This window comes from Streptomyces mangrovi (assembly GCF_900114215.1).
Taxonomy (GTDB): Bacteria; Actinomycetota; Actinomycetes; order Streptomycetales; family Streptomycetaceae; genus Streptomyces; species Streptomyces barkulensis.
The window spans coordinates 273,954-300,950 of sequence record NZ_FOSG01000002.1 but is presented as its reverse complement, the minus strand read 5'-3'; the positions used below and the strand labels follow the sequence as shown (position 1 = coordinate 300,950).

23 protein-coding genes are annotated in these 26,997 nt (G+C 74.4%); 17 read left to right on the top strand and 6 right to left on the bottom strand.

The window, feature by feature from the left end:
* Nucleotides 1-30: 30 nt before the first annotated feature.
* From BM237_RS04060 to nudC, 4 genes are all read left to right on the top strand, one after another.
* The gene (locus BM237_RS04060) at nt 31-3,303 is read left to right on the top strand and encodes an ATP-dependent helicase (protein WP_245793388.1); all 3,273 of its coding nucleotides are present in this window, start codon (nt 31-33) and stop codon (nt 3,301-3,303) included.
* 112 nt (nt 3,304-3,415) lie between these two features.
* Entirely contained in the window at nt 3,416-4,297 is an 882-nt protein-coding gene (locus tag BM237_RS04055; RefSeq protein WP_093847853.1) for a hypothetical protein, read from the top strand.
* 103 nt (nt 4,298-4,400) lie between these two features.
* Nucleotides 4,401-7,916 carry an ATP-dependent DNA helicase gene (locus BM237_RS04050; protein ID WP_093847851.1) on the top strand — a complete coding sequence of 1,172 codons (3,516 nt, stop codon included), beginning with the start codon at nt 4,401-4,403 and terminating at the stop codon, nt 7,914-7,916.
* 260 nt (nt 7,917-8,176) lie between these two features.
* The gene (nudC, locus tag BM237_RS04045) at nt 8,177-9,118 is read left to right on the top strand and encodes an NAD(+) diphosphatase (RefSeq protein WP_175540876.1); all 942 of its coding nucleotides are present in this window, start codon (nt 8,177-8,179) and stop codon (nt 9,116-9,118) included.
* Nucleotides 9,119-9,172: 54 nt separating this feature from the next.
* Here the strand turns inward: nudC and BM237_RS04040 are convergent, their stop codons facing one another.
* Complete coding sequence (locus BM237_RS04040; RefSeq protein WP_093847849.1) at nt 9,173-9,820, bottom strand: TetR/AcrR family transcriptional regulator; 648 nt, start codon at nt 9,818-9,820, stop codon at nt 9,173-9,175.
* A gap of 82 nt (nt 9,821-9,902) precedes the next feature.
* On the opposite strand from BM237_RS04040, the gene BM237_RS04035 reads away from it, so the two are divergent.
* Nucleotides 9,903-10,496: a peroxiredoxin-like family protein gene (locus BM237_RS04035; RefSeq protein ID WP_093847847.1), complete on the top strand. Its 594-nt coding sequence runs from the start codon at nt 9,903-9,905 to the stop codon at nt 10,494-10,496.
* Between the two features lie 66 nt (nt 10,497-10,562).
* Here BM237_RS04035 and BM237_RS04030 read toward each other — a convergent pair whose 3' ends face one another.
* The gene (locus tag BM237_RS04030) at nt 10,563-10,805 is read right to left on the bottom strand and encodes a mycoredoxin (RefSeq protein ID WP_093847845.1); all 243 of its coding nucleotides are present in this window, start codon (nt 10,803-10,805) and stop codon (nt 10,563-10,565) included.
* Between the two features lie 242 nt (nt 10,806-11,047).
* Between BM237_RS04030 and BM237_RS04025 the strand changes: the two genes are divergently transcribed.
* From BM237_RS04025 to BM237_RS04010, 4 genes are all read left to right on the top strand, one after another.
* The gene (locus BM237_RS04025; protein ID WP_093847843.1) at nt 11,048-13,321 is read left to right on the top strand and encodes an ATP-dependent DNA helicase UvrD2; all 2,274 of its coding nucleotides are present in this window, start codon (nt 11,048-11,050) and stop codon (nt 13,319-13,321) included.
* 149 nt (nt 13,322-13,470) lie between these two features.
* The gene (locus tag BM237_RS04020; protein ID WP_093847841.1) at nt 13,471-13,788 is read left to right on the top strand and encodes a hypothetical protein; all 318 of its coding nucleotides are present in this window, start codon (nt 13,471-13,473) and stop codon (nt 13,786-13,788) included.
* Nucleotides 13,789-13,920: 132 nt separating this feature from the next.
* Nucleotides 13,921-14,283 carry a WhiB family transcriptional regulator gene (locus BM237_RS04015; protein ID WP_093661313.1) on the top strand — a complete coding sequence of 121 codons (363 nt, stop codon included), beginning with the start codon at nt 13,921-13,923 and terminating at the stop codon, nt 14,281-14,283.
* Nucleotides 14,280-14,603 (top strand): putative WhiB-interacting protein, encoded by a 324-nt coding sequence (locus BM237_RS04010; protein WP_093847839.1) that lies wholly within the window; start codon nt 14,280-14,282, stop codon nt 14,601-14,603. The genes BM237_RS04015 and BM237_RS04010 overlap by 4 nt, the downstream gene beginning before the upstream one ends.
* A 248-nt stretch (nt 14,604-14,851) precedes the next feature.
* Here BM237_RS04010 and BM237_RS04005 read toward each other — a convergent pair whose 3' ends face one another.
* Together BM237_RS04005 and BM237_RS04000 are read right to left on the bottom strand one after the other, a co-directional pair.
* Complete coding sequence (locus BM237_RS04005; protein ID WP_093847837.1) at nt 14,852-16,252, bottom strand: ABC1 kinase family protein; 1,401 nt, start codon at nt 16,250-16,252, stop codon at nt 14,852-14,854.
* A gap of 54 nt (nt 16,253-16,306) precedes the next feature.
* Nucleotides 16,307-17,413: a ThiF family adenylyltransferase gene (locus BM237_RS04000; protein WP_093847835.1), complete on the bottom strand. Its 1,107-nt coding sequence runs from the start codon at nt 17,411-17,413 to the stop codon at nt 16,307-16,309.
* 284 nt (nt 17,414-17,697) lie between these two features.
* Here BM237_RS04000 and BM237_RS03995 point away from each other — a divergent pair, with 284 nt between their 5' ends.
* From BM237_RS03995 to BM237_RS03980, 4 genes are all read left to right on the top strand, one after another.
* Nucleotides 17,698-18,300: a M48 metallopeptidase family protein gene (locus BM237_RS03995; RefSeq protein ID WP_093847833.1), complete on the top strand. Its 603-nt coding sequence runs from the start codon at nt 17,698-17,700 to the stop codon at nt 18,298-18,300.
* Between the two features lie 69 nt (nt 18,301-18,369).
* Entirely contained in the window at nt 18,370-20,013 is a 1,644-nt protein-coding gene (locus tag BM237_RS03990; protein ID WP_093847831.1) for a TerD family protein, read from the top strand.
* An 11-nt stretch (nt 20,014-20,024) separates the two neighbouring features.
* On the top strand, nt 20,025-20,717 hold the full coding sequence (locus BM237_RS03985; RefSeq protein ID WP_093847829.1) for an AIM24 family protein: 693 nt from the start codon (nt 20,025-20,027) through the stop codon (nt 20,715-20,717).
* Nucleotides 20,718-20,733: 16 nt separating this feature from the next.
* A complete protein-coding gene (locus BM237_RS03980; RefSeq protein WP_093847827.1) occupies nt 20,734-21,486 on the top strand; it encodes an AIM24 family protein in 753 nt (250 codons plus the stop codon).
* A 61-nt stretch (nt 21,487-21,547) separates the two neighbouring features.
* Here the strand turns inward: BM237_RS03980 and BM237_RS03975 are convergent, their stop codons facing one another.
* The gene (locus BM237_RS03975) at nt 21,548-22,075 is read right to left on the bottom strand and encodes an NUDIX hydrolase (RefSeq protein ID WP_093847825.1); all 528 of its coding nucleotides are present in this window, start codon (nt 22,073-22,075) and stop codon (nt 21,548-21,550) included.
* A complete protein-coding gene (locus BM237_RS03970; protein WP_093847824.1) occupies nt 22,072-23,550 on the bottom strand; it encodes a zinc-dependent metalloprotease in 1,479 nt (492 codons plus the stop codon). The genes BM237_RS03975 and BM237_RS03970 overlap by 4 nt, the downstream gene beginning before the upstream one ends.
* Before the next feature lie 146 nt (nt 23,551-23,696).
* Here BM237_RS03970 and BM237_RS03965 point away from each other — a divergent pair, with 146 nt between their 5' ends.
* The 4 genes from BM237_RS03965 (at nt 23,697) to BM237_RS03950 (ending at nt 26,939) form a co-directional block, all read left to right on the top strand.
* Nucleotides 23,697-24,806 carry an SDR family oxidoreductase gene (locus tag BM237_RS03965; RefSeq protein WP_093847822.1) on the top strand — a complete coding sequence of 370 codons (1,110 nt, stop codon included), beginning with the start codon at nt 23,697-23,699 and terminating at the stop codon, nt 24,804-24,806.
* A 71-nt stretch (nt 24,807-24,877) separates the two neighbouring features.
* A complete protein-coding gene (locus BM237_RS03960) occupies nt 24,878-25,336 on the top strand; it encodes a molybdenum cofactor biosynthesis protein MoaE (protein WP_093848120.1) in 459 nt (152 codons plus the stop codon).
* Between the two features lie 258 nt (nt 25,337-25,594).
* Nucleotides 25,595-25,825 (top strand): hypothetical protein, encoded by a 231-nt coding sequence (locus tag BM237_RS03955; protein WP_093847820.1) that lies wholly within the window; start codon nt 25,595-25,597, stop codon nt 25,823-25,825.
* 25 nt (nt 25,826-25,850) lie between these two features.
* Nucleotides 25,851-26,939 carry a YlbL family protein gene (locus tag BM237_RS03950; RefSeq protein ID WP_093847818.1) on the top strand — a complete coding sequence of 363 codons (1,089 nt, stop codon included), beginning with the start codon at nt 25,851-25,853 and terminating at the stop codon, nt 26,937-26,939.
* The last annotated feature ends 58 nt before the right edge of the window (nt 26,940-26,997 follow it).

The following is a 26,997-nucleotide window of genomic DNA, read 5'->3' as shown; positions in this document are numbered from 1 at the left end:
ACCCCGCCCGGTCCGGCGAGCCTCCCTGCCTTGGACGCAGCCCAGCGCTCGGTGGTTGACCACCGCGGCGGACCGCTGCTCGTCCTGGCCGGGCCCGGCACCGGCAAGACCACCACCCTGGTGGAGTCCGTCGCCGAGCGCGTGCGGCGCGGGGGCGATCCGGAGCGGATCCTCGTACTGACCTTCGGCCGCAGGGCGGCGGTCGAACTGCGGGACCGGATGGCGGCCCGCCTGCCCGGACCGGCGCCGCGGACCCCGCAGATCACGACCTTCCACTCCTACTGCTATGCCCTGGTCCGCGCCCACCAGGACGCCGATCTGTTCGCCGAACCGCTGCGGCTGCTGTCCGGCCCCGAGCAGGACCTGCGCATCCGTGAACTGCTGGCCGGCCAGGCGGAGCTGGAGGACACCGGCCGGGAGCGGGCCCGCTGGCCCGAGGAGCTGCGCGCCTGCCTGACCACCCGCGGTTTCGCCGACGAACTGCGGGCCGTCCTCGCCCGCAGCCGCGAGCTGGGGCTGGGACCGGAGGCGCTGGACGCCTTCGCCCGCCGCGCCGGCCGCCCCGACTGGCGGGCCGCCGCGGCCTTCCTGGCCGAGTACCTCGATGTGCTGGACCTCCAGGGCGTGCTCGACTACGCCGAACTGGTCCACCGCGCGGTGCTGCTCGCCGAACGGGAGGAGGTGGGGGCGGATCTCGCCGCGCGCTACGACGCGGTGTACGTCGACGAGTACCAGGACACCGACCCGGCGCAGGTGCGGCTGCTGCGCGCGCTGGCCGGCCAGGGCCGCACCCTGGTCGCCTTCGGCGACCCCGACCAGGCGATCTACGCCTTCCGCGGCTCGGACGTCAACGGCATCCTCGACTTCCCCGGCGTCTTCCGGCGGCGCGACGGGGCCCCGGCCCCGGTGGCGGTGCTGCGCACCGGCCGCCGCTCGGCCTCGGTGGTGCTGGAGGCCACCCGGCGGATCACCCACCGCATGCCGCTCACCCGGCTTCCGGCCGAGGCCGTACGCGCCCACCGGGGGCTGTCGGCGGCCCGGGAGGGCGGCCGGGTGGAGGTGTACACCTATCCGACCCCCGGGGCCGAGCTGGACAACATCGCCGACCTGCTGCGCCGCGCCCGCCTGGAGGAGGGGGTGCCGTGGCGGGAGATGGCGGTGCTGGTGCGTGCCGGCCACCGCACCATCCCCGCGGTGCGGCGGGCGCTGTCGGCCGCGGGCGTCCCGGTGGAGACCGACGGCGACGATGTGCCGCTGAGCCGGGAACCGGCGGTGGTGCCCCTGCTGGCCGCGCTGCGGGTGGCGGCGCGGGCCGCCGTCGCGGACGCCGCCGGGACCGGGCGGCCCGCGGGGGAGGACGGCGGCGCGGGCGGCGGAGCGGACGGGCCCTGGATCGGGGTGGAGACCGCGCTCACCCTGCTGACCTCCCCGCTGGGCGGCATGGACGGCGCCGACCTGCGCCGTCTGGGCCGGGCCCTGCGCGAGGAGGAGCGCGCCGCGGGCCGCGCCGTACCCCGTCCCTCGGACGAGCTGCTGGCCGAGGCGCTGTCCGAGCCCGAACGGCTGGTCGCGCACGACCCGTCGTACGCGCGCGGCGCACGAGAGCTGGGGCTGCTGCTGCGCGGGGCGCGCGAGGCGCTGGCCGGCGGCGCCACGGCCGAGGAGGCGCTGTGGCTGCTGTGGAACGACGGCCTGGGCGGTGACCGGGACGGCCGGTGGCCCGCCCGGCTGCGGCGCGCGGCCGCGCGCGGCGGAGCCGCCGGCCGCAACGCCGACCGGGACCTGGACGCCGTCTGCGCGCTGTTCGCCGCCGCCGCCCGCGCCGAGGAGCGGGCCGGCGGGCGCGGCGCGCTCAACTTCCTGGAGGAGCTGGACGCCCAGGACATCGCCGGCGACACCATCGCCCCCCGCGCGCTGCGTCCCGACGCGGTGCGGCTGATGACCGCGCACCGGGCCAAGGGCCTGCAGTGGCGGCTGGTGGTCGTCGCCGGGGTGCAGGAGGGGCTCTGGCCCGACCTGCGGCGGCGCGGCTCCCTGCTGGAGCCCGACCGGATAGGCCGCGACGGGCTGGCCGAGCCGCTCACCCCCGGCGCGATGCTGGCCGAGGAGCGCCGGCTGTTCTACGTGGCGGCCACCCGCGCGGCCGACCGCCTGGTCGTCACCGCGGTGAAGGCGGCGGCCGAGGACGGCGACCAGCCCTCCCGCTTCCTGACCGAACTCGGCGTCGAGCCGAAGGACACCGCCGTCCGCCCGCGCCGCCCGCTGTCGGTGTCCGCGCTGGTCGCCGAGTTGCGCGCCACCACCGTCGACCCCGCCGCCACCCCCGCGCTGCGCGAGGCCGCCGCCGAACGGCTGGCCGCGCTGGCCGCGCTGCGCGACGACGACGGCGTCCCCCTGGTCCCCGCCGCCCATCCGCACCGCTGGTGGGGGCTGTACGAGCCGACCCGAAGCGAGGTGCCGCTGCGGGACAGGGACCGGCCGGTCGCCCTCTCCGGCAGCGCGCTGCACCAACTGGCCACCACCTGCTCGCTCCAGTGGTTCCTGGGGCGCGAGGTGAGGGCGGAGCCGCCCGCGACCGCGGCCCAGGGCTTCGGCAACGTGGTGCACGTCCTGGCCGACGAGGTCGCCTCCGGCGGCACCCCCGCCGACCTGTCCGTCCTGCTGGAGCGGCTGGACTCGGTGTGGGACTCGCTCGCCTTCGACGCACCCTGGAAGTCGCGCCAGGAGAGGGAGAACGCCCGCGCGGCCCTGGAGCGCTTCCTGCGCTGGCATGTGATGGAGCGCGACCTCGGGCGCGAGACGGCCGCCACCGAGCACGACTTCGACGTGACGCTGGAGGCGGGCGGCCACCGGGTCCGCGTGCGCGGCTCCATGGACCGGGTCGAGCGCGGGCCCGACGGCCGGGCGTACGTCGTCGACTTCAAGACCGGCAGGAACAAGCCGACCGCGGCCGAGGTCGAGCGCCATCCCCAACTGGCCGTCTACCAGATCGCGGTGCGGGAGGGCGCTCTCGACGGGGTCGAGGGCTTCACCGGGCGTCCGGAGCCGGGCGGCGCGGAACTGGTCCAGCTCAGGATCGGCGCTCCCAAGCGGGAGGGCGGCGACGAACTCCCGGCCGTGCAGCGGCAGCCCGCCCTGTCCTCCTACGAGGGGGACGGGGAGTGGGTCGGCGAGCTGCTGGCCGACGCCGCCGGGCGGGTCCTGGACGAGCGGTTCACTCCCTCTCCCGGACGGCACTGCGACACCTGCTCGTTCAGGGGGGCGTGCAGCGCCCGGCCCGAGGGGCGCCACATCGTGGAGTGAGCGCGCGGGCGAGCACTGCCCGGGACGGAGGAGCCCGGCCCGGGAACCGGCTGTCGGTGCGGTGTGGTCCCATGTTCCGGTAGGGCATCGCGGAAACGGAGGCGGCACAGCGGTGGGGGACAAACGGGGGAATCTGGCGGCGGCACTGGTCTGCGCCATGGCCGCGGGACTGACGGGCTGCTCCGGGGGGCCGGGCGGTACGGGCGGACCGGACTCCGGGCCCGGGGGCGGCCTGTCGGCGGGTATCGGCAGGGCGGATCCGGCGGCCCCCGGGGAGCCGGGTCAGGAGGGGGACGCCCCCTTCGCCGGGGGATTCGGCGGGACGAGGCTGGAGCGGAGCTCCGCCGGGAAGATCATGGAGCGGTCCGCCGAGGCGATGAGGCGGGCCGAGTCGCTGCGCATCACCGGCTGGGTGGCCGGGGACGACGGCGACGGCAGGATGACGATCGACCTGGCACTCGCCGGGGGCGGCGACTGCACCGGCACCATGACGATCGGCGAAGGCACCGCCGAGGTCCTCTCCGCCGACGGGCGGATGTACATGAAGGGCGACGAGGGTTTCTGGGAGAACCAGAGCGACGGCGGCCCCGGGGAGGACATGGCCGTCGAGATGCTCTCGGATCGCTGGGTGAGGACGGACACCGGGAAGTCCGGCGCCGGCCCGGGCGGCTTCTGCGACCTCGACGGGCTGCTGGAGGACATGGAGTCCGGCGGATCCGGGGAGACCGGGAAGCGCGAGCCCGTCGACCTCGACGGCCGGGAGGTCATCCCGCTGGTCCAGGAGGAGGACGGCGAGGGGACCACCACCGCCTATGTCGCCAACGACGACGACCGGCCCTATCTGCTGCGGATGGAGAACGAGGGGAGCGACGAGCCGGGTGTGATGGACTTCACCGGCCACGGGGAGGAGGTCGTGGTCGAGGCGCCGGATCCGGACGAGGTCCTCGACCTGGGCGAGATGCGCGAGGACTCCGGTCGACACGAGTCGGTCTGAGGGCGGTTGACGCCCCGTCGGAACGGGGGCGCCGCACGGCCGGCGGCCCCCGCCCGCCACCGCCGCGCCGCGGCTGTCGGCGCGGCGCGCTAGCGTCTGGTGGGTGCCCGCACAGCTCAACGATCCCGACGACCTCCGGCGGCTCCTCGGCATTCCCTTCACCGCCGAGCAGATGGAGTGCATCACCGCTCCGCCCGCGCCGCAGGTCATCGTGGCCGGAGCCGGGTCTGGCAAGACGACGGTGATGGCCGCCCGGGTGGTCTGGCTGGTGGGCACCGGGCAGGTCGCGCCCGAGCGCGTGCTGGGCCTGACCTTCACCAACAAGGCGGCGGGCGAGCTGGCCGAACGGGTGCGTGGGGCGCTGCACAGGGCGGGAGTGCTCGACCCCGACCCCGCCGGCTCCCCCGACCCCTCCGCCCCCGAACAGCCGCCCGGCGAGCCGCGGATCTCCACGTACCACGCCTTCGCGGGGCAGCTGCTGGGCGACCACGGACTGCGGCTGGGCATCGAGCCGTCCGCCCGGTTGCTGGCCGACGCCACCCGCTATCAGCTCGCCGCCTCGGTGCTGCGTACCGCGCCCGGCCCCTTCACGGCGCTGACCAAGTCCGTCAGCGAGCTGGTGCGCGACCTCCTCGCCCTCGACGGCGAGCTGTCCGAGCACCTGGTGGAGCCGGAGCGGCTGCGCGCGTACGACCGCGAGTTGCTCGACCTGCTGGAGAGCGGCGAGGTGAGGCTCACCAACGCCGCCCTGCGGAAGGTGCCCGAGACCGCGCGGGGCCGCCTGGAACTGCTGGAGCTCGTCGAGGAGTACCGCAGGCGCAAGCGGGAGCGCGAACTGCTCGACTTCGGCGACCAGATGGCCCTGTCGGCGTCCCTGGCACGCGATGTGCCCGAGGTCGGGCGGATTCTGCGCGAGGAGTACGCCGTGGTGCTGCTGGACGAGTACCAGGACACCTCCGTGGCCCAACGCGTCATGCTGGCGGGCCTGTTCGGGGCAGGGACGGCCCCGTCGAGGACAGGGGGGAGCACCGGCCACGCCGTCACCGCCGTCGGCGACCCCTGCCAGGCCATCTACGGCTGGCGCGGCGCGTCCGTGGCCAACCTCGACGACTTCCCCGAGCACTTCCCCCTCGCCGACGGCACTCCCGCCCGCCGCCAGTCCCTGAGCGAGAACCGGCGCAGTGGCGGACGGCTGCTGGACCTGGCCAACACCCTGGCCGCGCCGCTGCGCGCCCGCCACGCGGGCGTGGAGGCGCTGCGCCCCGCACCCGGCGCCGAGCTGGACGGCCTGGTGCGCTGCGCGCTGCTGCGCACCCACGCCGAGGAGATCGCGTGGCTGGCCGACTCCGTCGCCCACCTGGTGAACACCGGTACCGAGCCGGGCGGAATCGCCGTGCTGTGCCGCACCGCCGGCGACTTCGCGCAGATCCAGGGCGCGCTGGTGGAGCGCGGGGTCCCGGTCGAGGTCGTCGGCCTGTCGGGCCTGCTGCATCTGCCGGAGATCGCCGACCTGGTCGCCATGTGCGAGGTCCTCCAGGACCCGACCGCCAACGCCTCCCTGGTGCGCCTGCTCACCGGCCCGCGCTGGCGCATCGGCCCGCGCGACCTCGCCCTGCTGGGCCGCCGCGCCCGGCTGCTGGTGCCCGGCGGCCCGCGCACCGGCGACGGGGAGGCCGGCGTCCAGGAGCGGCTGGCGGCGGCCGTGGAGGGAACCGACCCGGCCGAGGTGGTCTCGCTCGCCGACGCGCTCGACACCTTCCTGGGCACCAGCGGCCACGACGACCCGCTGCCGTTCTCGGCCGAGGCCCGGGTGCGCTTCGCCCGGCTGGCCAAGGAGATACGCGATCTGCGGGCCTCGCTGGCCGACCCGCTGATGGACGTGCTGCACCGGGTGCTGTCCGTCACCGGCCTGGAGGTCGAGCTCTCCGCCTCCCCGCACGCGCTGGCCGCCCGCCGCCGGGAGACCCTCGGCACCTTCCTGGACATCGCCGCCGGATTCGCCTCGCTGGACGGGCAGTCCACCCTGCTGGCCTTCCTGGGCTTCCTGCGCGCCGCGGCCGAGTACGAGAAAGGGCTGGACAGCTCGCTGCCCGGTGCGGAGAACACCGTCAAGGTCCTCACCGCGCACAAGTCCAAGGGCCTGGAGTGGGACGTGGTAGCCGTTCCCGGGCTGGTGGCCGGCAACTTCCCCAGCGGGCAGGCCCGCGAGTCCTGGCTCTCCCAGCCGAAGGTGCTGCCGCCCGCGCTGCGCGGCGACGCGGCGACCCTGCCGGAGCTGTCCGGCTGGACGGCGAAGGACCGCAGGGTCTACGACGAGGCGGTCAGGGACCACCAGCACACCGAGGAGCTGCGGCTGGGCTACGTCGCCTTCACCCGCCCCCGCTCCCTGCTGCTGGGCTCGGGCCACTGGTGGGGACCCAGCCAGAGGAAGCCGCGCGGCCCCTCCTCCTTCCTGGAGGCGCTGCGCGCGCACTGCGAGGCCGACCCGCGGCACGGCGAGGTCGAGCACTGGGCCGGGGAGCCCGCCGAGGGCGAGGAGAACCCGGCGCTGGAGGAGCCGGCCGAGGAGCGCGCCTGGCCCCTGCCGCTGGACGAGGAGGCCTGGGCACGCCGCCGCGCCGCCGCCGCGCGCGTCATGGCCCACCTGGACGGTCGGACGGGCGGACGGTCGGACGGTCGGACGGGCGAGCGGTCGGACGGGCGGAGACTGCCCCGCCCCCGTACGGCCCCGGAGCCCGCGCCGGCGGAGGAGCCCGCACCGGCCCCGGCGGGGCCTGCCCCGGAGGAGGCGCCGGTGCCGGAGCCGGAGGAGGCGCGGACCGTCGCCTCCTGGGACCGCGACATGGAGGCGCTCACCGCCGAGCTGCGCCGGGCCCGGTCGGGAGCGCGGGAGGTGCCGCTGCCTCCGGCGCTCTCCGCGACCCAGCTCGTACGCCTGGCCGCCGACCCCGAGGGCTTCGCGCGGGATCTGGCCCGGCCCATGCCGCGGCCGCCGCGGCCCGCCGCCGCCCGCCGGGGCGCCCGCTTCCACGCCTGGGTGGAATCCCGCTTCGAGGAATTGGAGCTGCCCCTGCACGACCCCGAGGAGCTGCCGGGGGGCGGGGAGGAGGGCGAGGCATATCCCGGCGACGACGGGATCGCCGACGAGAAGGACCTCGCCGCGCTCAAGGAGGCCTTCGGCCGCACCCCCTACGCGCACCGCATCCCGTACCGCGTCGAGGCGCCCTTCCGGCTGGTGCTCGCGGGCCGGGTGATCCGGGGCCGGATCGACGCGGTGTACCGCGACGGGGAGGGCCGCTTCGAGATCATCGACTGGAAGACCGGGCACTCCGGCCGGGCCGACCCGCTCCAGCTCGCCGTCTACCGCCTCGCCTGGGCCGAGCGGCACGGGCTGCCGCCCGAGGCCGTGAGCGCCGCCTTCCTCCACGTCCGCAGCGGGGAACTGGTCCGGCCCGCACGGCTGCCGGGCCGCGCCGGCCTGGAGAGGCTGCTGCTGCACGGCACGGAGGACACGGCCGTCCCGGACCGGGACGCTTCGGACATCCCGGGCGGCCGGGGGGTGCCGGGCGTCCGGCGGGACGCGGCGACCGATTCCGGGGCGGGCGGAACGGCCGGATAGGCTCGGGGCATGAGCACCACCCCGGCCGCTCGTGGACACCGCCGTCCGCGCGCGCACCGCAGGCCGGCCCGCCGTCCCCGCGGACGGTCGGCGCCCCCCTCCCCCCGGCACGGGGGAGCGGCGGGGACGGCTGTGCGCGGGCGCCGCCGCGGACGGAGAGGAACGGGTCTTCCACCGCACCCGGACTGCACGGGATGGTCCGGCGGCCGTCGTACGCACCCGAACCACCGCTCACGCAGCAGGGGAAGTTGGTAGCAGCCGTGATCACCTGGCCCGACCACACCACCGACCGTCCTCCGGTCACGCTCACCGCCACCGGCGGCATAGACCGGGCCTCCCACCACCGGCTGGACGAGGCCTGGCTCGGGGCGGCCTGGAGCCACCCGACGACCCGCTGCTTCGTGGTCTCCGGCGGGCAGGTGCTGATCGAGGACACCGGTGACGGGGGCGCCGAGCTGGTGACCATGCCCTCCTTCGACGCCCCGCTGACCGAGGCGCACCGCTACTTCCTCGGCATCGACGAGGACGGCGTGCGCTACTTCGCGCTGCAGAAGGACGCGCTGCCGGGCCGGATGGACGACGCGGCCCGGCCGGCCGGGCTGCGGGAGGCGGGCACGCTGCTCTCCGAGCGCGACGCCCAGCTGATGGTGCACGCCGTGGCCCTGGAGAACTGGCAGCGCATGCACCGTTTCTGCTCGCGCTGCGGCGAGCGCACGGTCATCGCCGCCGCCGGCCACATCCGCCGCTGCCCGGCCTGCGGCGGCGAGCACTACCCGCGCACCGACCCGGCCGTGATCATGCTGGTGACGGACCCGGAGGGCCGTGCGCTGCTGGGCCGCCAGGTGCACTGGCCCAAGGGCCGCTTCTCCACGCTCGCGGGCTTCGTGGAGCCGGGTGAGTCCATCGAGCAGGCGGTCGTCCGCGAGGCGGGCGAGGAGGCGGGCGTCACGATCGGCAGGGTCGAGTACGTCGCCAGCCAGCCGTGGCCCTTCCCGTCCAGCCTGATGCTGGGGTTCGTGGCGCACGCCACCTCCACCGAGATCCGGGTGGACGGCGAGGAGATCGAGGAGGCCCGCTGGTTCTCCCGCGAGGAACTGCGCGCCGCGTTCGCCTCCGGCGAGGTGCTGCCGCCGTCGGGCATCTCGATCGCGGCCCGGCTGATCGAGCTGTGGTACGGGCAGCCGCTGCCGGGCCCGCTGTGACCGCGGCCGTCCCCCTGTGACCGCCGCCGCCCCCTCCGCGGACCGCCCGGAGCCTCAGGAGCCGTTCCGGGAACCGCCCCGGGGGGCCAGGCCGCGCAGCAGCGCGTCGAGCCCCTCGTCGAACTCCCGCCCGGCGTCCGGGCCCCCGGCGCCCCCGGTGTGCCGGACGGCCTCGGCCAGATACGGGAACTCACCCTCCGGCAGAGGCGGCCGGGCGTCCGCGCTCCCGCCCGGCAGGGGGCCGAGGTGGGCGAGCTGGATCGCCCCGATGACGTAGGAGAGCAGGCCGCGCAGCGCCACGGTCCGCCGCCCGCCGTCGAAGCCCGCCCCGGCGAGGACCGCCAGCACCGTCTCCGACCAGCGCTGCACCCCGGGAGAGGTGTACTGGTGGGTGAGGGTCAGGGGGACGACCGCCGGGTGGGCGCCCACCGCGTCGTACAGCCTCCGGGCCATGACCCCGATCCGCTCCCGCCACGGCGGGCCAGCCGGCGGCGGTTCGCCGCCGGCGTCGCAGAGCACCAGCTCCACGACGAGTTCCTCCAGTTCCCCGCGGTCCTCGACGTAGCGGTAGAGCGCCATCGTGCTGACGCCCAGCTCCTTGGCGACCGCGCGCATCGACAGCCCGGCGAGCCCGTCGCGGTCGATGACGGCGAGGGCGGCCGTGGCCAGCTGGGTCGGTGTGAGGGAACGCGGGCGGGGCATGGCGGTTGACAGCGTACGCTATACGCCTACGCTGTTGGGTGTACGCCGTACACCTACGGCCGATGCCCAGGGAGGGTGCCCGATGCGCGTCCCACGCAAGCCGGTTCGGCCCGGCTCGACCGTCTCCGCCCGCAGTCTCGATCCCGTGCTGGGACCGCCGGTCGCCGTCCCGGACGGCACCCGGCTGATCCACCTGCAGTTCCGGCGGTTCGCGGGCTGCCCGGTGTGCAATCTGCACCTGCGGTCGGTGGTGCGGCGGCATGAGGAGATCGAGGCGGCGGGCATCCGCGAGGTCGTGGTCTTCCACTCCCATCCCGAGGAGCTCGCCGAGCACGCCGCGGACCTTCCGTTCGCCGTCGTCGCCGATCCCGGCAAGCGGCTCTACGCCGAGTTCGGCGTGGAGTCCGCACCGCGGTCCCTGCTCTCGCCGCGCGCCTGGTGGCCGGTCGCACGCGCTCTCGCGCGCAGCGCGCGTGAGCGGGCCCGCGGACGGGAGCGCGGCCCGTCCTCCAGGCCGCACGGCGGCCGGCTGGGCCTGCCCGCCGACTTCCTGCTGGCGACCGACGGCCGCGTCGTCGCCCGCAAGTACGGGGAGCACGTGTACGACCAGTGGTCCGTCGACGAACTGCTGGATCTGGCGTCCCGTGCGGCGCGTCCGGCCGGTTCGGCGCGCTGAGAGGCGCGGCCTTCCGGCGGGGACGCCCCGCCGGAAGGCCGCGCCTCACGCGTGCGCGACGGCGCGTCAGGTGCCCAGAACGGCCTTCACCGTCGCGATCGAGGGGTTGGGCAGCGCCGAGCCGTCGGGGAAGAGCACGGTCGGGACCAGCTGGTTGCCGTTGTTGACCTTCTCGACGAAGGCCGCGGCCTCCGGGTCGTGCTCGATGTTGACCTCGGTGTACGCGATTCCCTCGCGGTCCATCTGGCCCTTGAGCCGACGGCAGTAGCCGCACCAGGTGGTGCTGTACATCGTGACCGTTCCCGCCATGGGTTCTCGTGCTCCTCGTCTCGGCGTGTCGGCGTACTGGCATCGGTGGAACGTTCAACCGGCCGGACCCATTCCCGGCGGCCCGGACCCATTCCGGGCGGCCCGGACCGGGTCCGGAGCGAGCCCGGACCTGGTCAGGGGCGAGCCCGGACCGGGGTCGGCGCGGGGCGTTCCTACTACGAGTTCCCGCCGCCTGTGGGCGACGGTTACGGGCCCCTCGGCCGACCTGGCAGCATGGCGGGGTGACAGCAGCAACGCCCTCCTCCCTCTTCCCGCACGTCCCCGACTCACCCGACGCGGTGCTCGAAGGGCTCGATCCCGAGCAGCGCGAGGTGGCGACGGCACTGCACGGCCCGGTGTGCGTGCTGGCGGGGGCCGGTACGGGCAAGACCCGCGCGATCACGCACCGGATCGCGTACGGGGTGCAGGCGGGGGTGCTCCCGCCGGCGAGCGTGCTGGCCGTCACCTTCACCAACCGCGCGGCGGGCGAGATGCGCGGGCGGCTGCGCCAGCTCGGCGCGGGCGGTGTACAGGCCCGCACCTTCCACTCCGCCGCCCTGCGCCAGCTGCAGTTCTTCTGGCCGAAGGCGATCGGCGGCGAGCTGCCGCGTCTGCTGGAGCGCAAGGTCCAGCTCGTCGCCGAGGCCGCGGCGCGCTGCCGCATCCGGCTCGACCGCAACGAGCTGCGCGATGTGACGGGCGAGATCGAGTGGGCCAAGGTCACCCAGAGCGTCCCGGAGGACTACCCGGCCGCGATGGCGAAGTCCTCGCGCGAGGCCCCGCGCGACCCGGCCGAGATCAGCCGGATCTACGGGCTCTACGAGCAGCTCAAGCGCGAGCGGTCGGTCATCGACTTCGAGGACGTGCTGCTGCTCATGGTCGGCATCCTCCAGGAGCGGCCGGACATCGCCGACACCGTGCGGCGGCAGTACCAGCACTTCGTGGTGGACGAGTACCAGGACGTCAGCCCCCTGCAGCAGCGGCTGCTGGAACTGTGGCTCGGGGACCGGGAGAGCATCTGCGTCGTCGGCGACGCCAGCCAGACGATCTACTCCTTCACCGGGGCCACCCCCGACCACCTGCTCGACTTCCGTACCCGGCACCCCGGCGCCACGGTGGTCAAGCTGGTGCGCGACTACCGCTCCACACCGCAGGTGGTGCATCTGGCCAACGGGCTGCTGGCCCAGGCCCGGGGCCGGGCCGCCGAGCACCGGCTGGAGCTGGTCTCCCAGCGCGAGACCGGGCCCGAGCCCGTCTACACCGAGTACCCGGACGAGCCCGCCGAGGCCGAGGGGGTGGCCCGCCGTATCCGGGAGCTGATGGACGCCGGCGTCCCCGCGAGCGAGGTCGCGGTGCTCTACCGCGTCAACGCCCAGTCCGAGGTCTACGAACAGGCCCTGGCGGATGCGGGAGTGCCCTACCAACTGCGCGGCGCCGAGCGGTTCTTCGAGCGGCCCGAGGTGCGTGAGGCCGGTGTCGCCCTGCGCGGCGCGGCACGCGCCGGGGACAACGACCCGCTGCTGGCCGAGACCGTGGACCTCCCCTCCCAGGTGCGTGCGGTGCTCGGCGGCACCGGCTGGACGCCGCAGCCCCCGGCCGGATCGGGGGCGGTGCGCGACCGCTGGGAGTCCCTGGCCGCCCTGGTGCGGCTGGCCGAGGACTTCGCACGGGCCCGGCCGCAGGCGACGCTCGCCGACCTCGTGGCCGAACTGGACGAGCGGGCGAACGCCCAGCACGCCCCCACCGTCGAGGGCGTCACCCTCGCCTCACTGCACTCCGCCAAGGGCCTGGAGTGGGACGCGGTCTTCCTGGTCGGGCTGACGGACGGGACACTGCCGATCAGCTACGCGAAGACCGACGAGCAGATCGAGGAGGAGCGCCGGCTGCTCTACGTGGGCGTCACCCGGGCCCGGCGCCACCTCTCCCTGTCCTGGGCGCTGTCACGCTCGCCGGGCGGCCGGGGCGGTCGCCGTCCGAGCCGGTTCCTGGCGGGGCTGCGGCCCGGCTCCTCGCCGGGCGGCCGCCCCGGCGGCGCCGGCGGGGTGGAGCGCGGCGGCGGACGGTCGCGCAGGCGGCGCGGTCCGGTGCGGTGCCGGGTGTGCGGGCGCACCCTCACCGACGCGGGCGAGATCAAGCTGATGCGCTGCGAGGGCTGCCCCTCCGACCTCGACGAGGAGCTGTACGAGCGGCTGCGCGAGTGGCGTTCGGCCCAGGCGCGGCAGCTCGGTCAGCCCGCCTACTGCGTCTTCACCGACAAGACGCTCATGGCGATCGCCGAGGCCCTGCCCGACAACGAGACGGAGCTGTCGCGGATCCCCGGCGTGGGCGGGCGCAAACTCCAGAGGTTCGGCGCCGATGTGCTGGCCCTGTGCGCGGGCGAGGAGATCGGTGCGGACACCGGGGAAGCCGCCGGCGAACGAACGGACCAACAGGCGGACGAACGGGCGGACGAACAAGTGGACGAAGAGATTCCGGAATCTGTCACAGAGGCTGTTACGAATCCGCCGGGAAAATAGTTTGCGCGGGCCGTCCAAACCCTCATAGCCTTCCGGACATGGACGAGCGGGGCCTACTGGCTCCATCGGATCCATGCTGTACTGAACCCTGAACGTCCGGATCGACACACCCGATCGATCCCTCAAGCGCCGAGAGGAGGCGAGTTTCGATGACCACCACGATCACCACGATCACGACGGAACCGACTGGTCGCGAGGTCCTCGCCTCCTGCCTGTCCGGCACCCGTCTGTCCGGCACCCGTGCCTTCGGCTTCGCCGCCGCGCGTCCGGTCTCCCTCGCGGTCCTGTCGATTCGCGAGCGGGCCGGCGAGCGACCGACCCAGGCACCCGCGGTAGTGGCGGAGGCACAGGCTGATGCCTATGCCTTTACCGACGCGGCCAACGGTGCCGGCAACGGACAGAAGCAGGCCAAGCACCACACGATGTGGGCCTTCCGTGGGCTCGAACCCTGGAGAGATCCAGCCTGATCGGCACGATCAGGTCGGCACCTTCCAGGGCCGCGGAACCCACACCGGGATCCGCGGCCCTTTTGTTTTCCCCAAGTGGCCCGGCCACCAGCCGGGTCGAAGAGACGACACACAGACGAGGAATCCACCGCCGTGCACATCCAGACGCACGCCCCGTCCGTACAGCCCGACCCGATCCGAACGTCCGATTCCACGGAGGACTCCTTGACCCCGCTCACCACGCTCACCGAGCTCGACGACGCCATCGAGCGTCTCGGTGTGGCCGTGCCCTGCCGCAGCTACGACCCGGAGGTCTTCTTCGCCGAGTCGCCGGCCGACGTGGAGTACGCCAAGTCCCTCTGCCAGACCTGCCCGCTGCGCGAGGCCTGCCTCGCCGGTGCGAAGGACCGCCGCGAGCCCTGGGGTGTCTGGGGCGGCGAGCTGTTCGTTCAGGGGGTGGTCGTCCCCCGCAAGCGGCCGCGTGGCCGCCCCCGCAAGAACCCGGTCACGGCATGAACACCGTCGGCACGATCGATCACCCCGCGACGCACGGTCCCGCGATGCGTCCCTTCCCGAAGCCGGAATCCGCGATGACCCTCAACACCGACAACCACGCGAGCACACAGCCCGGCGCCACCGCCTTGCTCCAGAACAGGACCCGCGACATGCAACTCATCCCAGAAGCCATGGCCCGTGCCCATATGCGTGAACGCATGCGGGAGGCCGAGTCAGAACAACTCGGCCACCGGGTGATCACCGCCCGCCGTATGCAGCGCCGTGCCGAGCGGGCCTCCCTGCGGGCCCGCCGTGCTCTGGCCCTGGCCATCATGCAGTGACGACTCGCCGGTCCCGGCCGACGCCGGGACCGGCGGCCGTTCCTGCCCGACCGCCCTGCCGGGCCGGAGCCGAGACCGGACGGACCGGACAGAAGAGACCGGTGGAGGCTGGTGGAGGCCGGAGGGGCAGCCGGAGCGGCGGACGGCGGCAGACGACGGCAGAGGACGACAGAGGACGGGAGCCGGGGCGGTGACGCCACGGCCTCCGCGTCCTTCCGGGCGGGCGCGGCGGGCCCCGCCCGCGGCCCTCAGGCGGAGGTCTCAGTCACCTCCGCACCCTCCCCGGCATCGTCGGAGTACTCCTCCTCGTCCTCCGGAAGGAAACCGGGCACCCACGCCTCCATCTCCTCGTGCATGCGCACCTGTGCGCCGAGCTGGCACAGCACACCGATCGTGCTGAGCGTCACCCGGTGGATCAGCAGGTAGGAAGGCGGCAGGTTGAGCTGCTTGCCCAGCTGGTAGGCGGGGGAGCGCGGATCGGCGACCCGCGCGGCCTGCTCCCGCATCCAGTCCCGGGAGAAGACGAACTCCTCCTCCTGTGCCGGCTCGATGATCGGCAGGAGGTACTCCAGCACCGCGTCCGGATCCAGCTCGACGGACGGCTTGATGAACCCCTCGTCGCACAGCAGCTCGTGGACCGCCTCCGCATCGCCGTCGAGCGCCATCCGCAGCGCGACGCCGATCGTCGGCGGCAGTCCCTCCGGCAGCCGGTCGACCGTGCCGAAGTCCATCACCCCCAGCCGCCACTGCTCGGGCGGCCCGTCGGGCGCGTCGCCGGTCAGCAGCCGGAAGTTCCCCGGATGCGGGTCGGCGTGCAGCAGTCCGGTGCGGGCCGTGCCGGAGAACAGGAAACGCGCCAGCAACTGCCCGGCCCGGTCCCGTTCCTCACGGCTGCCGTCCCTGATCACATCGGCCAGCGGCACACCCTCCAGCCACTCGGTGACCAGTACCTGGTCGCACTGGTACACCACGTCCGGCACCCGCACGTCCGGGTCGTCGGCGAACTCCTCCGCGTACGCCCGCTGTGCCCGCGCCTCCAGCTCGTAGTCCAGCTCCTCGCTGAGCCGGTCGCGCATCTCCGACACCAGCGGCTTGATGTCCACGCCGGGAACGAGCGGGCCCAGCAGCCTGACGAAGCGCCCCAGCTGGTTCAGGTCCGACAGCAGCGCCTCACCGGCGCCGGGGTACTGCACCTTCACGGCCACCGGGCGGCCGTCGTGCCAGACACCGCGGTGGACCTGCCCGATCGAGGCCGCCGCCGAGGGCTTGTCCTCGAACTCCTCGAACAGCTCCCGCCAGTCCTCGCCCATGCGCTCGGCCAGTGCGGCGTGCACCGACGCCACCGGCATCGGCGGCGCCGCCTCCTGGAGCTTGGTGAGCGCCGCGCGGTAGGGGCCGGCCACCTCCTCCGGGAGCGCCGACTCGAAGACCGACAGCGCCTGGCCGAACTTCATGGCACCCCCCTTCAGCTCCCCGAGGACCTTGAACAGCTGTTCGGCGGTGCGCTGCTGCAACTCCTGCCCGACCAGGTCCGCGGAGTACCCGCCGATCCGCTTGCCCAGGCCCCAGGTCGCGCGCCCCGCCATCCCCAGCGGCAGCGCGGCCAGCTTGGCGGTACGGGTGACGGCCTTACGCGGAAGATCCGACATGTGCCCCTCCAACTTCCCGACAGCACGACCAGGTGGCAGCGCCGAGGACAGCGGTCATGTGGCCATTGTGGACCGCCGGGCCCCGTCCGCCGAGAGCGGGCGGCCGCCGTGCCCGGAAGCCGCACCGCACGGACACTCCGGATGAGGCGGCACCGGCTCGCACTCGGCGCGCAGCCGCGGCAGCACCCAGTGCTGCCGCGAGTCCGTGACACAGCTCTCGTCCCCGTCCAGGAAGCTCAGCGCACAGGAGGCGGTGGCCCCCGCGACCACCGTCGACAGCGCCACGTCGCAGGCGGGCACCGCCGACCGCCGTGCCGACCTCCACTGTGCCACCACCAGCGGCCAGGTGGGCTCCCGCTCGGTGCACCCGAGCATCAGGCACTCCGCGCAGGCCGCCGCGCCCGGCAGCACCAGCGGCCCCACGAAGCCGGTGGCCTCGACGACACCGGCGTACAGATGGGGCTGCCCGATCCGGACCAGCTCCTCGGCCGTGGCGGGATCCGGGGCGTAGGCGGCCAGGCCGTCGCGCGGGGCGATCACTACCAGGGCGAGCGGCGCGGCGCCCTCCCCCCGGCCGGGGCGGGGCGGCCGGGCCCCGGCGGCCGCCCGCCGTACCGCCCGGTGAGCGGCCGAGGCCCGCCGCTCGCCGGTCTGCTCGGGTGCGATGCCCCCGGGCGCGGTGTCCCACGGTGCCACGCAGCCTCCGTCCACCACGTCCACCTGCCCCACTCCGGCCGCCGACAGCAGTGCCGCCACCGTCGCCCCGACCCGTCCCGCGCCGCGCACCTGTACCCGGGCCGCCGCCCGGGCGGCCAGCCGGCGCACCCCGCCGCCCGGCTCGGGCCGGAGCACCGAGAGCGACCCCAGGTCCGGGCGGAGCCGGTCGTCCACCCGGGCCGCCGCCCGCCGGTGAGCCGTGGCGTCGTCCAGCAGCCCCGCGGCCGTCAGCCGCGCCACCAGCCGGTCGGCCGCGTCCGCCCCGAGCCCCATCGCCTCGGCTGCCTGTCTGAGCTGGGAAAGGCTGCGGGTGCCGTCGAAGAGATCCAGGAAACCGCCGGTCGCGGTGTCCACCGGGCCCAGCAGCACCGCGTGCGCGGGCGCCACCCCGTACCGCACGGTGTTCCGGTCCCGCCAGGCACGCCGGAGCGCGGGTTTGATCATCGGATGCACGGCAACCCCCTGAATCACTGCTGAGCCACTGCTGAGTCACTGCTGAACCCCTCCCGGCGGACCCGGTGCACCCGGCGCCGGAAGAGGACCGGACGGACCCAGCCTGCGTCCTTCACCGCGTCCGCCGCGGAGAGCCGTCCACAGGGTGCGGCGTTCGTCATACCGGGTGTGCGGGGGCGCTCGGGAGGCGCGCCACCGGCTCGCACGCAGGCGTGCGGCCCCGCGAGCGACCCGGAGGCGGGACTTCCGCCGACGTCGGCGGGTAACGTCGTGGCATGCCCGCAGACCCGCTGAACAGCGCCGAGAAGCCGCGCCCCGGCCCGGACGGCGCGGCCGCGGGCGGCACGGCGCCGCGGCCGGAAGCGGTCGAGGTCCGCCGCAGCACACGCCGCCGCCGTACGGTCTCCGCCTACCGGGAGGGCGGCCGCACCGTCGTCCTCATTCCGGCCCGGATGTCGAAGGAGGAGGAGCGGCGCTGGGTGGGCATCATGCTCGACAAGCTGGCCGCCCAGGAGAGCAGGAGGACGCTCGACGACGGAGAGCTGGCCGCCCGCGCGGTGCGGCTGTCCGAGCAGTACCTGCTCGGGCGCGCCCGCCCGGCCACCGTGCGCTGGGTCACCAACCAGAACACCCGCTGGGGCTCGTGCACCCCCGCCGAGGGCAGCATCCGCCTCTCCCACCGCCTGCAGGGAATGCCGGAGTACGTCCTGGACTACGTCCTCCTGCACGAGCTGGCCCATCTGCTGGTCCCCGGCCACGGCCCGGAGTTCTGGCGGCTGTTGGAGACCTATCCGCGTACGGAGAGGGCCCGGGGATTCCTCGAGGGCGTGATCGCCGCGGGCCGGCTGCCGAATCTTCCCCGCGACGGGGGCGAGTGAGCCGCGGGGAGCACCGGTTAGCCTGGCGCAACGCAATTCACCGCTTCGGATGGGGGACGGTCGTTACGCATGGCCAGGGAATTCCAACGAGGCCACAAGGCCAAGATCAGTGACCTGACGGCCGGGACGGACCTGTACGTGGGCGTACGGATCTCCGCGCCGGGGCTGTCCTTCGACATCAGCTGCTTCGGTCTCGACGCCGACGAGCGGCTGTCGGACGACCGCTACTTCGTCTTCTTCAACCAGCCCGAGTCGCCGGAGGGGTCGGTCCGGCTGCTGGGAGCCCAGGCGGGCGACACCGAATCCTTCAGGGTGACGCTGGACCGCATTCCCGCGAATATCCGGAAGCTCTCCTTCACCGCCACGATCGACGGCGACGGGCAGATGTCCCGGACCGATCCCGGCTATCTGCGGATCGTCGCGGGCGGTGAGGAGGTCGCGCGCTATTCGTTCGACGGCTCGGAGTTCACCACCGAGCGGGCCGTGATGCTCGGCGACTTCTACCTCAAGGACGTCTGGCGCTTCGCCGCGGTCGGGCAGGGGTTCGACGGAGGACTGGAGGCGCTGCTGAAGCACTTCGGCGGTGAGGTCCTGGAGGAGGAGCCCGCCCCCGCACCCGCACCCGCGCCGGCTCCGCAGGCGGCGCCCGGTTTCGCACCGCCCGCCGGACCGGCGCCCGGCTTCGCGCCCCCGGCGGCCCCCGCGGCTCCGCAGCAGGCGCCCGCACCGGCGCCCGCACCCGCGCCGGCTCCGCAGGCGGCGCCCCCGCCCGTACCGGCCCCCGCGCCCGCCCAGCCGCCCTTCGGACAGCCGGCGCAGCCCGCCGGACCCCCCTACGGGGGCGGGCCCACCCAGCCGGGCTTCCCCGGACAGGCAGCCCCGCCCGTTCCGCCTCCGTCCGCCCCGGCACCCGCCGCCCCGGGCCAGGCCGTGCCCAACCCCTTCGGGCAGCCGCCGGCTCCGCAGCAGCCCTTCGGGCAGGTCCCCGGCCACCCCGGCCACACCGGACACCCCGGTGCCCCGCAGATACCCCAGATACCCCAGGGACCGGCGGCCGGCATCGGCGCCGCGCTGGAGAAGTACCGCGAGGCGCCCACCGGGCAGCGCTGGACCCTGCAGAACCCGGCACTGGTCCGCGCCGACCTCTCCCACGACGGCCAGGGCGTCCTGGCGCGCCAGGGCAGCATGGTGCTCTACCAGGGCAAGGTCGACTTCTCCTACAAGAGCGCCGGATTCGCCGGCCGGATCGTCGGCAACGCCACCGGCCAGGAGATGCAGCTCATGCGCTGCACCGGCCGAGGCCAGGTGTTCTTCGCCGAGAACGCCGCGCACGTCCACCCCATCGAACTCCAGGGCGACGCCGTCTGCGTCTCCGCCGACAACGTGCTCGCCTTCGACGAGACCCTCCAGTACGAGGTGCGCCGGATCGACGGCCACGGCATCCCCGGCGGCGCGCTGTTCACCATGCAGTTCCAGGGCACCGGCACCGTCGTGGTCAAGACGCAGGGCACCCCGGTCGTCCTGCCCGTCACCCCGACCACCTTCGCCGACAGCCAGGCCGTCGTCGCCTGGTCCGCCGGCGCTCAGGTGATCATCTCCAGCCAGGTGCGACTGCGCCGCAACGCCTACCCGGGCCACAGCGGGGAGACCGTGAACCTCCAGTTCCGCGGCGCGCCCGGCAACTTCATCGTCGTCCAGCCCTACGAGGTCTGAGGGAGCCCGTCATGGACCAGACAGTGACCCCGGGGGTCTCGGGCTACGCCCCGACCCCGCCCGCCGCCCGCATGGAGAACCACGGCTCGCACATGGTGAAGATCGCCATGGCCGGCGGCCAGGACGTCTTCGCCCGCTCCGGCTCGATGGTCGCCTACGAGGGCTTCGTCCAGTACGAGGCCAACCCGCCGGCCGTCCGGCAGGCCGCCTCCCAGTGGCTCACCGGAGAGGGCGCCCCGCTGATGAAGTGCAGCGGCGACGGACTGCTCTACCTGGCCGACTACGGCGCCGACGTCGTCTGCCTGAACCTCGACAACGAGGCGATGTCCGTCAACGGCACCAACCTCCTGGCCTTCGACGCCCACCTCCAGTGGGGCGTCGAGCGCGTCAAGGGTCTGGCGAAGTTCTCCGGGCAGGGCATGTTCAACGTCGGGATATCCGGCACCGGCTGGGTCGCCCTCACCTCCCGCGGCACCCCGATAGTCGTGGACTGCGGACGCGGCGAGGACGAGACGTACGTCGACCCCGACGCCCTGGTGGCCTGGTCCTCGGGGCTGAAGATGAAGGGCAAGCGGAGCATGAAGGCGGGCGCGCTGATCGGCCGGGGCAGCGGAGAGGCGTACCAGATCGCCTTCTCCGGCCGGGGATTCGTCGTCGTACAGCCCAGCGAGGACAGCACCGACCGCCTGCGCGTGCGGGGCTGAGGGGGAAGGAAGAACCATGCAGAGTCCGCTCTTCGGCCACACCGAGGTGCAGAGCCAGGACCGCTACGTCCTGCAGAACCCGCAATTGCTGCGGGTCCTGCTCGGCGGCCAGGACGACGTACTCGCCCGCAAGGGCGCGATGGTCGCCTACCAGGGCCTGATGGAGTTCGACGGGGAGTACCGGAGCGGCCAGCAGCGCCGCAGGAAGGCGCGGACCGGTGAGGGCCTGGAGCTGATGCGCTGCTCCGGGCAGGGCACGGTCTACCTGGCCAACCTCGCCCAGTACATCCACATCATGGACGTGGAGTCCGAGGGCCTGACGGTCGACAGCGCCTACGTGCTGGCGCTGGACTCCTCCCTGCACTGGGAGGTGATCGCCGTGGACAGCCAGTTCGGGATCTCCGGATCCGGCGCGTACAACCTCAACATCACCGGGCACGGCAAGGTCGCGCTGATGACCTCCGGTCAGCCGCTGGCGCTCCAGGTCACCCCGGAGCGGTACGTCAGTGCCGACTCCGACGCGGTGGTCGCCTGGTCCAGCTCGCTGCGGGTGCAGATGCAGGCCCAGACCAGCTCCCAGAGCGTGTTCCGCCGGCGTGGCAGCACGGGGGAGGGCTGGGAGCTGAACTTCATGGGCGAGGGATTCGCCCTCGTCCAGCCCAGCGAGCTGCTGCCGCCGCAGAACGCGGCGGCCGGCCCGGGCGCGCAGTACGGCATGGGACAGCACGGCGCACGCGGTCAGAACCAGGGCAACATCTGGACCAACTGACCGGCCGGAGGAAGCAGGGGCGCGCGGGCCCGCTTCGGGGGACCGCCCGCGCGCCCAGGCGTCAGAGCAGTGCGCGGGTGCGCTCCGCCAGCCGTACGACGGAGTCGTCGGCCACGCCCGCGACCTCGTCCCAGCCGAACCAGCGCAGCTCCAGCGACTCCTCGCCGGCCTCCTCGGCCGCGTCCTCGGGCGCCAGGGCGGCGTACTGCACGTCCAGGTGCCAGGCGCACGGCGTGTGGTGCCGGTCGAGCCGTACAGGCCCGTCCGGCAGCAGGGCGAGCCCCGCGATGCCCGACTCCTCGACGGCCTCCCGCAGAGCGGCTCCGGCGAGGGCGGTGTCGCCGGGCTCGCAGTGCCCGCCCGTCTGGAGCCACATCCGCAGCTTGCGGTGGTGCGTCAGCAGGACACGGCCGCGGCGCGGGTCCACCACCAGCGCGCTCGCCGTGATGTGCCCGTCCGCGCAGGACCGCCACACGCCGTCCGGGCGGGCGGCCAGATGGTCGCAGTACGCCAGGCGCAGCGCCTCCTGCGCGTCGTCCGGCGCGGACCACTCCTTGAGCGTCCGCGCCGCGTCCTCGTGCAGGCTCACCGGGCGCCGCCGTGCTCGTCCCCGCCGTCCCCGCGCTCGTCCTTCTCGCCGTCCGAGTCCGAGTCCGGCTCCGGGCCGTGCCCGGCCTCCGCGCCGCCCTCCGCACCGGACTCCTTGCCCAGCAGCCCCTCCAGCTCGGAGAAGTCCAGCTGCTCGCGGTGGACGAAGCCGTCCGGGTCGTCGAGGTCCCCGGCGGTCGGCAGCATGTCCGGGTGCGCCCACAGCCCGTCGCGGCCGTCCACCCCGCGGGCGTCGGCGAGCGAGGCCCACAGCCGGGAGGCGTCGCGCAGCCGCCGGGGCCGCAGCTCCAGGCCGATCAGCGTGGCGAACGTCTGCTCGGCCGGGCCGCCGCCGGCACGGCGGCGGCGCAGCGTCTCGCGCAGGGCGGAGGCGGACGGCAGATGGGGCTCGGCCGCGGCGTGGACCACCGCGTCCACCCAGCCCTCGACCAGCGCCAGCGCCGTCTCCAGCCGGGCCAGGGCGGCCTTCTGCTCGGGGGTGTCCTCGGGCTGGAACATGCCCTGCTGCAGCGCCTCCTGCAGCTCCTCCGGACGTGAGGGATCGAGCTGCCCGACGACGTCCTCCAGCTTGGCGGTGTCCACCCTGATCCCGCGCGCGTACCCCTCGACCGCGCCGAACAGGTGCGAGCGCAGCCACGGGACGTGGGCGAACAGCCGCTGGTGCGCCGCCTCGCGCAGCGCCAGGTAGAGCCGCACCTCCTCCAGAGGCACGCCCAGGCCCTCGCCGAAGGCCGAGATGTTGGCCGGCAGCAGTGCCGCCCGGCCCTTCGGCCCCAGCGGCAGCCCGATGTCGGTGGAGCCGACCACCTCGCCGGCCAGCACGCCCAGCGCGTGACCGATCTGGGTGCCGAACATCGCGCCGCCCATGGAACGCATCATCCCCAGCAGTGGGCCGGCCATGGCCTGCATCTCGTCGGGGAGCACGTCGCCCATGGCCGCCCCGACCCGCTCGGCGACCGGGTCCACCAGGTCCTTCCACACCGGGAGGGTGGACTCCACCCACTCGGCGCGGCTCCAGGCGAGGGCCGAACCGGAACCCGAGGGCAGCGAGGTCACGCCGTCCAGCCACAGGTCGGCCAGGCGCACGGCCTCCTCCACGGCCTCCCGCTCCCGCGGGCCGACGCTCGGGTCCTTGGTGCCGTCGGGAGTGCCGGCGGCGACGGTCTGCCGGGCGATGTCCTTGGCCATGTCCCAGTTGACCGGCCCGCCCTCGTAGCTGAGCATCTGGCCGAGCCGCTGGAACGCGGCGCCCAGGTCGTTCGGGTCGAACCCGCCGGGGCCGCCGCCCAGCGATCCGAACATCGCCGCGAGCGGGTTGTCGGCACCGCCCGTGCCGCCGAACCCGAACGGGTTCTGCGGGCCGCCCTGGCCGCCCTTGTCGCCCTTCTTCCGCCCGTCGTCGCCCTCCTCGGGCTCCTCGGGCGGCATGCCGAATCCGAATGGGATGTCACTCACGGGGTTCCTCGGCTCTGGTGGATGGGACGGTGGGACGTCGGTGGGATGGTGTGCGATGTGGCGGGCTCTACGTCCAGCCTAGACACCTCTCGTGCAGGATGGAGCCTGCGCACGTCGTACCCACAGACAACCGCGGGAGACACCGGGTGAGTTCCCAGGAGCCAAACGTTCGCGGTCCGCGTAACGGAGCCGCAGGGTCCGTCGTCGCGGTCACCGGCGCCGCATCGGGGGTCGGCGCGCTGCTCACCGAGCGGCTCGTCGCCTCCTCCGAGGTGGGGCGGGTCATCGCGCTCGACGAGCGCCGCGGCGCGGTGGACGGCGCGCGGTGGCACGTCCTGGACGTGCGGGATCCGGCCATCGCCGACCGGCTGCGCGGTGACGGCGAGCCGGTGGACACCGTGGTCCACCTCGCCCTCGACCTGGACCTGGAGACCGACCCCGCCGCGCGGACCGCCTACAACGTGCGCGGCACCCAGACCGTGCTGACCGCGGCCGCCGCCGCGGGTGTGCGCCGGGTGGTGCTGTGCACCTCGGCGATGGTCTACGGGGCCCTGCCCGACAACGACGTGCCGCTGGCCGAGGACGCGGAGCTGCGGGCGACCGCCGAGGCCACCGGGGTGGGCGACCTGCTGGAGATCGAACGCCTCGCCCGGCGCGCCCCCCGCGCGCACCCGGGGCTGAACGTCACGGTCGTACGTCCCACCGTCCTGGTCGGCGGCACCGACACCGCCCTGACCCGTTACTTCGAGTCCCCGCGGCTGCTGGTCGTGGCCGGCTCCCGGCCCTGCTGGCAGTTCTGCCACGTCGAGGACCTGGCCGGCGCCCTGGAGTACGCGGCGCTGGAGAAGGTGGAGGGCGAGCTGGCGGTCGGCTGCGACGGCTGGCTGGAGCAGGAGGAGGTCGAGGAGCTGTCCGGCATCCGCCGCATGGAGCTGCCCTCCGCCGTCGCGCTCGGCGCCGCCTCCCGGCTCCACCGCCTGGGGCTGACGCCCTCCCCGGCCGGTGACCTGGCGTACACCATGCACCCCTGGGTGGTCAGCGGCTCCCGGCTGCACGAGGCGGGCTGGCGGCCGAAGTGGACCAACGAGGAGGTGCTGGACGCGCTGCTGGAGGAGGCGGCCGGGCGCCACGCGGTCGCGGGCCGCCGCCTGGGCCGCAAGGACGCGACGACGCTCGGCGCCGCGGGCGCGACCGTCGCCCTGGTGGGCACCGCGGCCCTGGTCCGGCGCGCCCGCAAGGCCCGCCGCCGGGTGTGACGCCGGAGGGTGGCACCGGCGTGTCGGCGGGCCGCCGCCGCGCGTCCGCGCCCGTACGGCACCATGACCCCATGGCACAGACGTACGACCACCCCGGGGAGCGGGCGGCGCCCGACCCGATCCGTCTCCTGGCGATCCGCGACACCCCGCTCTCCGTGGACGAGGTCCTCACGGCCGTCGGCGACGCCTCGGCGGGCGGTACCGCGCTGTTCGCGGGCACCGTGCGTGACCACGACGGGGGCACGGGGGTGACCGGGCTCGGCTACTCCTGCCACCCCACGGCCGGGGCCGAGCTCCGCCGGGTCGCGGAGGAGGTCGCGGACGCCTTCCCCGTACGGGCGCTCGCCGCGGTCCACCGGGTGGGGGACCTGTCGGTCGGCGATCTGGCCGTGGTCGTCGCCGTCTCCTGCGCGCACCGCGCCGAGGCGTTCGAGGCGTGCCGCCGACTGATCGACGATCTGAAGCACCGAGTGCCGATCTGGAAGCACCAGACCTTCGCGGACGGCACCGAGGAGTGGGTGGGGGCCTAGGAACCGGCCGGCAGGGACTGGCCGGAGGGAGCCGGCCGGAGTTCGCCGGTGCGTCTCCCGGGCGGCTGTGCCGGGGCCACCCGGGGTGTGCCGCGTCGGCGGCCGGGAACAGTCCCCGCAGAGCCGGCGCCGAGGAGCGGGCGGTTTCCCGGGGCGCGGAGTTGCGGAAGGGCACCCCTGCCGGAACGGTTGACTCATCCGGGATCTAGTCTGCTCATAGGCCGTATCTCCGGCGCACTCGAGGATCGGGAGGTCACTGTGGCGGCACTCGCCTGGTTGCTGATTCCGTTCGTCGCCGCGGTCGGGGCGGCCGTGTGGTCCGTGTGGGCCTCGCGCAAACCCAGCGGTTTCGGGGACGCCGACGGGGTCGCCGGATACGAGGCCTTCCGCGCGGCCATGGAACGCCCGCACGGCCACGGGACGGGCCGGGAGGACTCCGCCGCCGTGTCCCGCGCGGCCCCGGACGGACGGGCCCCCGCCGCCGACTGACGCGCGGTTCCCGTACTGTCGTGCCATGCCACGCCGCACCGCGACGATGCTCACCTCGACCCTGCTGCTCATAGCCGTGCTCTGCGCCGCGGTCCTCATCAGGGTGCCGTACGCCGAGATGTCACCGGGCCCCACCGTCAACACGCTCGGTGAGCACGACGGTGAACCGGTGCTGAGCATCGAGGGCAGGAAGACCTACGAGCCGTCCGGGCATCTGAACATGACCACCGTCCGCGTCACCGGCGCCGACTACCGGATGAACCTCGTGGAGGCCGTCCACGGCTGGCTGGCCGAGGACAGCGCCGTCGTCCCGCACGAGACCCTCTACCCCGACGACAAGTCGGCCGAGGAGGTGCGGGAGGAGAACGCCGAGGAGTTCACCCAGTCGCTGGAGAGCGCCAAGGTGGCCGCCCTGCGGGAGCTGGACGTCCCGGTCGGTGAGCGGGTGGTCGTCGCCTCCGTGGTCAGGGGCGGGCCGGCCGAGGACCGGCTGCACGCCGGGGACGTGATCACGGCCGTGGACGGCGAGGCGGTGAAGCAGCCGGGAGACGTCGCCGAGCTGGTGACCGAGCACGAGCCCGGCGAGGACGTGGTCTTCACCGTCGTTCCGGCCAAGGCCGCCCGGGCGGCCGAGAAGGCGGGCGAGGAGCCCACCGGCTCCCGGAAGGTCACCGTCACCACCGGTGAGGCCGACGACGACGGGCGGGCCGTCGTCGGAATCCGGGCGGGACTCGACCACACCTTCCCGTTCGCGATAGACATCGAGCTGGCCGACGTCGGAGGTCCCAGCGCCGGGCTGATGTTCGCCCTCGGCATCATGGACAAGCTCACCCCCGGCGATCTCACCGGCGGCGAGTTCGTGGCCGGTACGGGCACCATCGACGGCGAGGGGCGGGTCGGCCCGATCGGCGGCGTAGGGATGAAGACCATCGCCGCCCGGGACAAGGGCGCCGAGTACTTCCTCACCCCCGAGGACAACTGCGCGGGCGCCGCCCGCGACGTCCCCGAGGGCCTGACCCTGGTGAAGGTCGGCACGATCGACGACGCCCTGGGCGCCCTGGAGGACATCAGAGAAGGGGAGACGGCCGGCCTGCCGCGGTGCACGGCGGGCTGACCCCCTCCCCTCCCGCGGGCGCCCTCCCGGCGGGCACCCGTCCGCGGCCTCCGCCGCG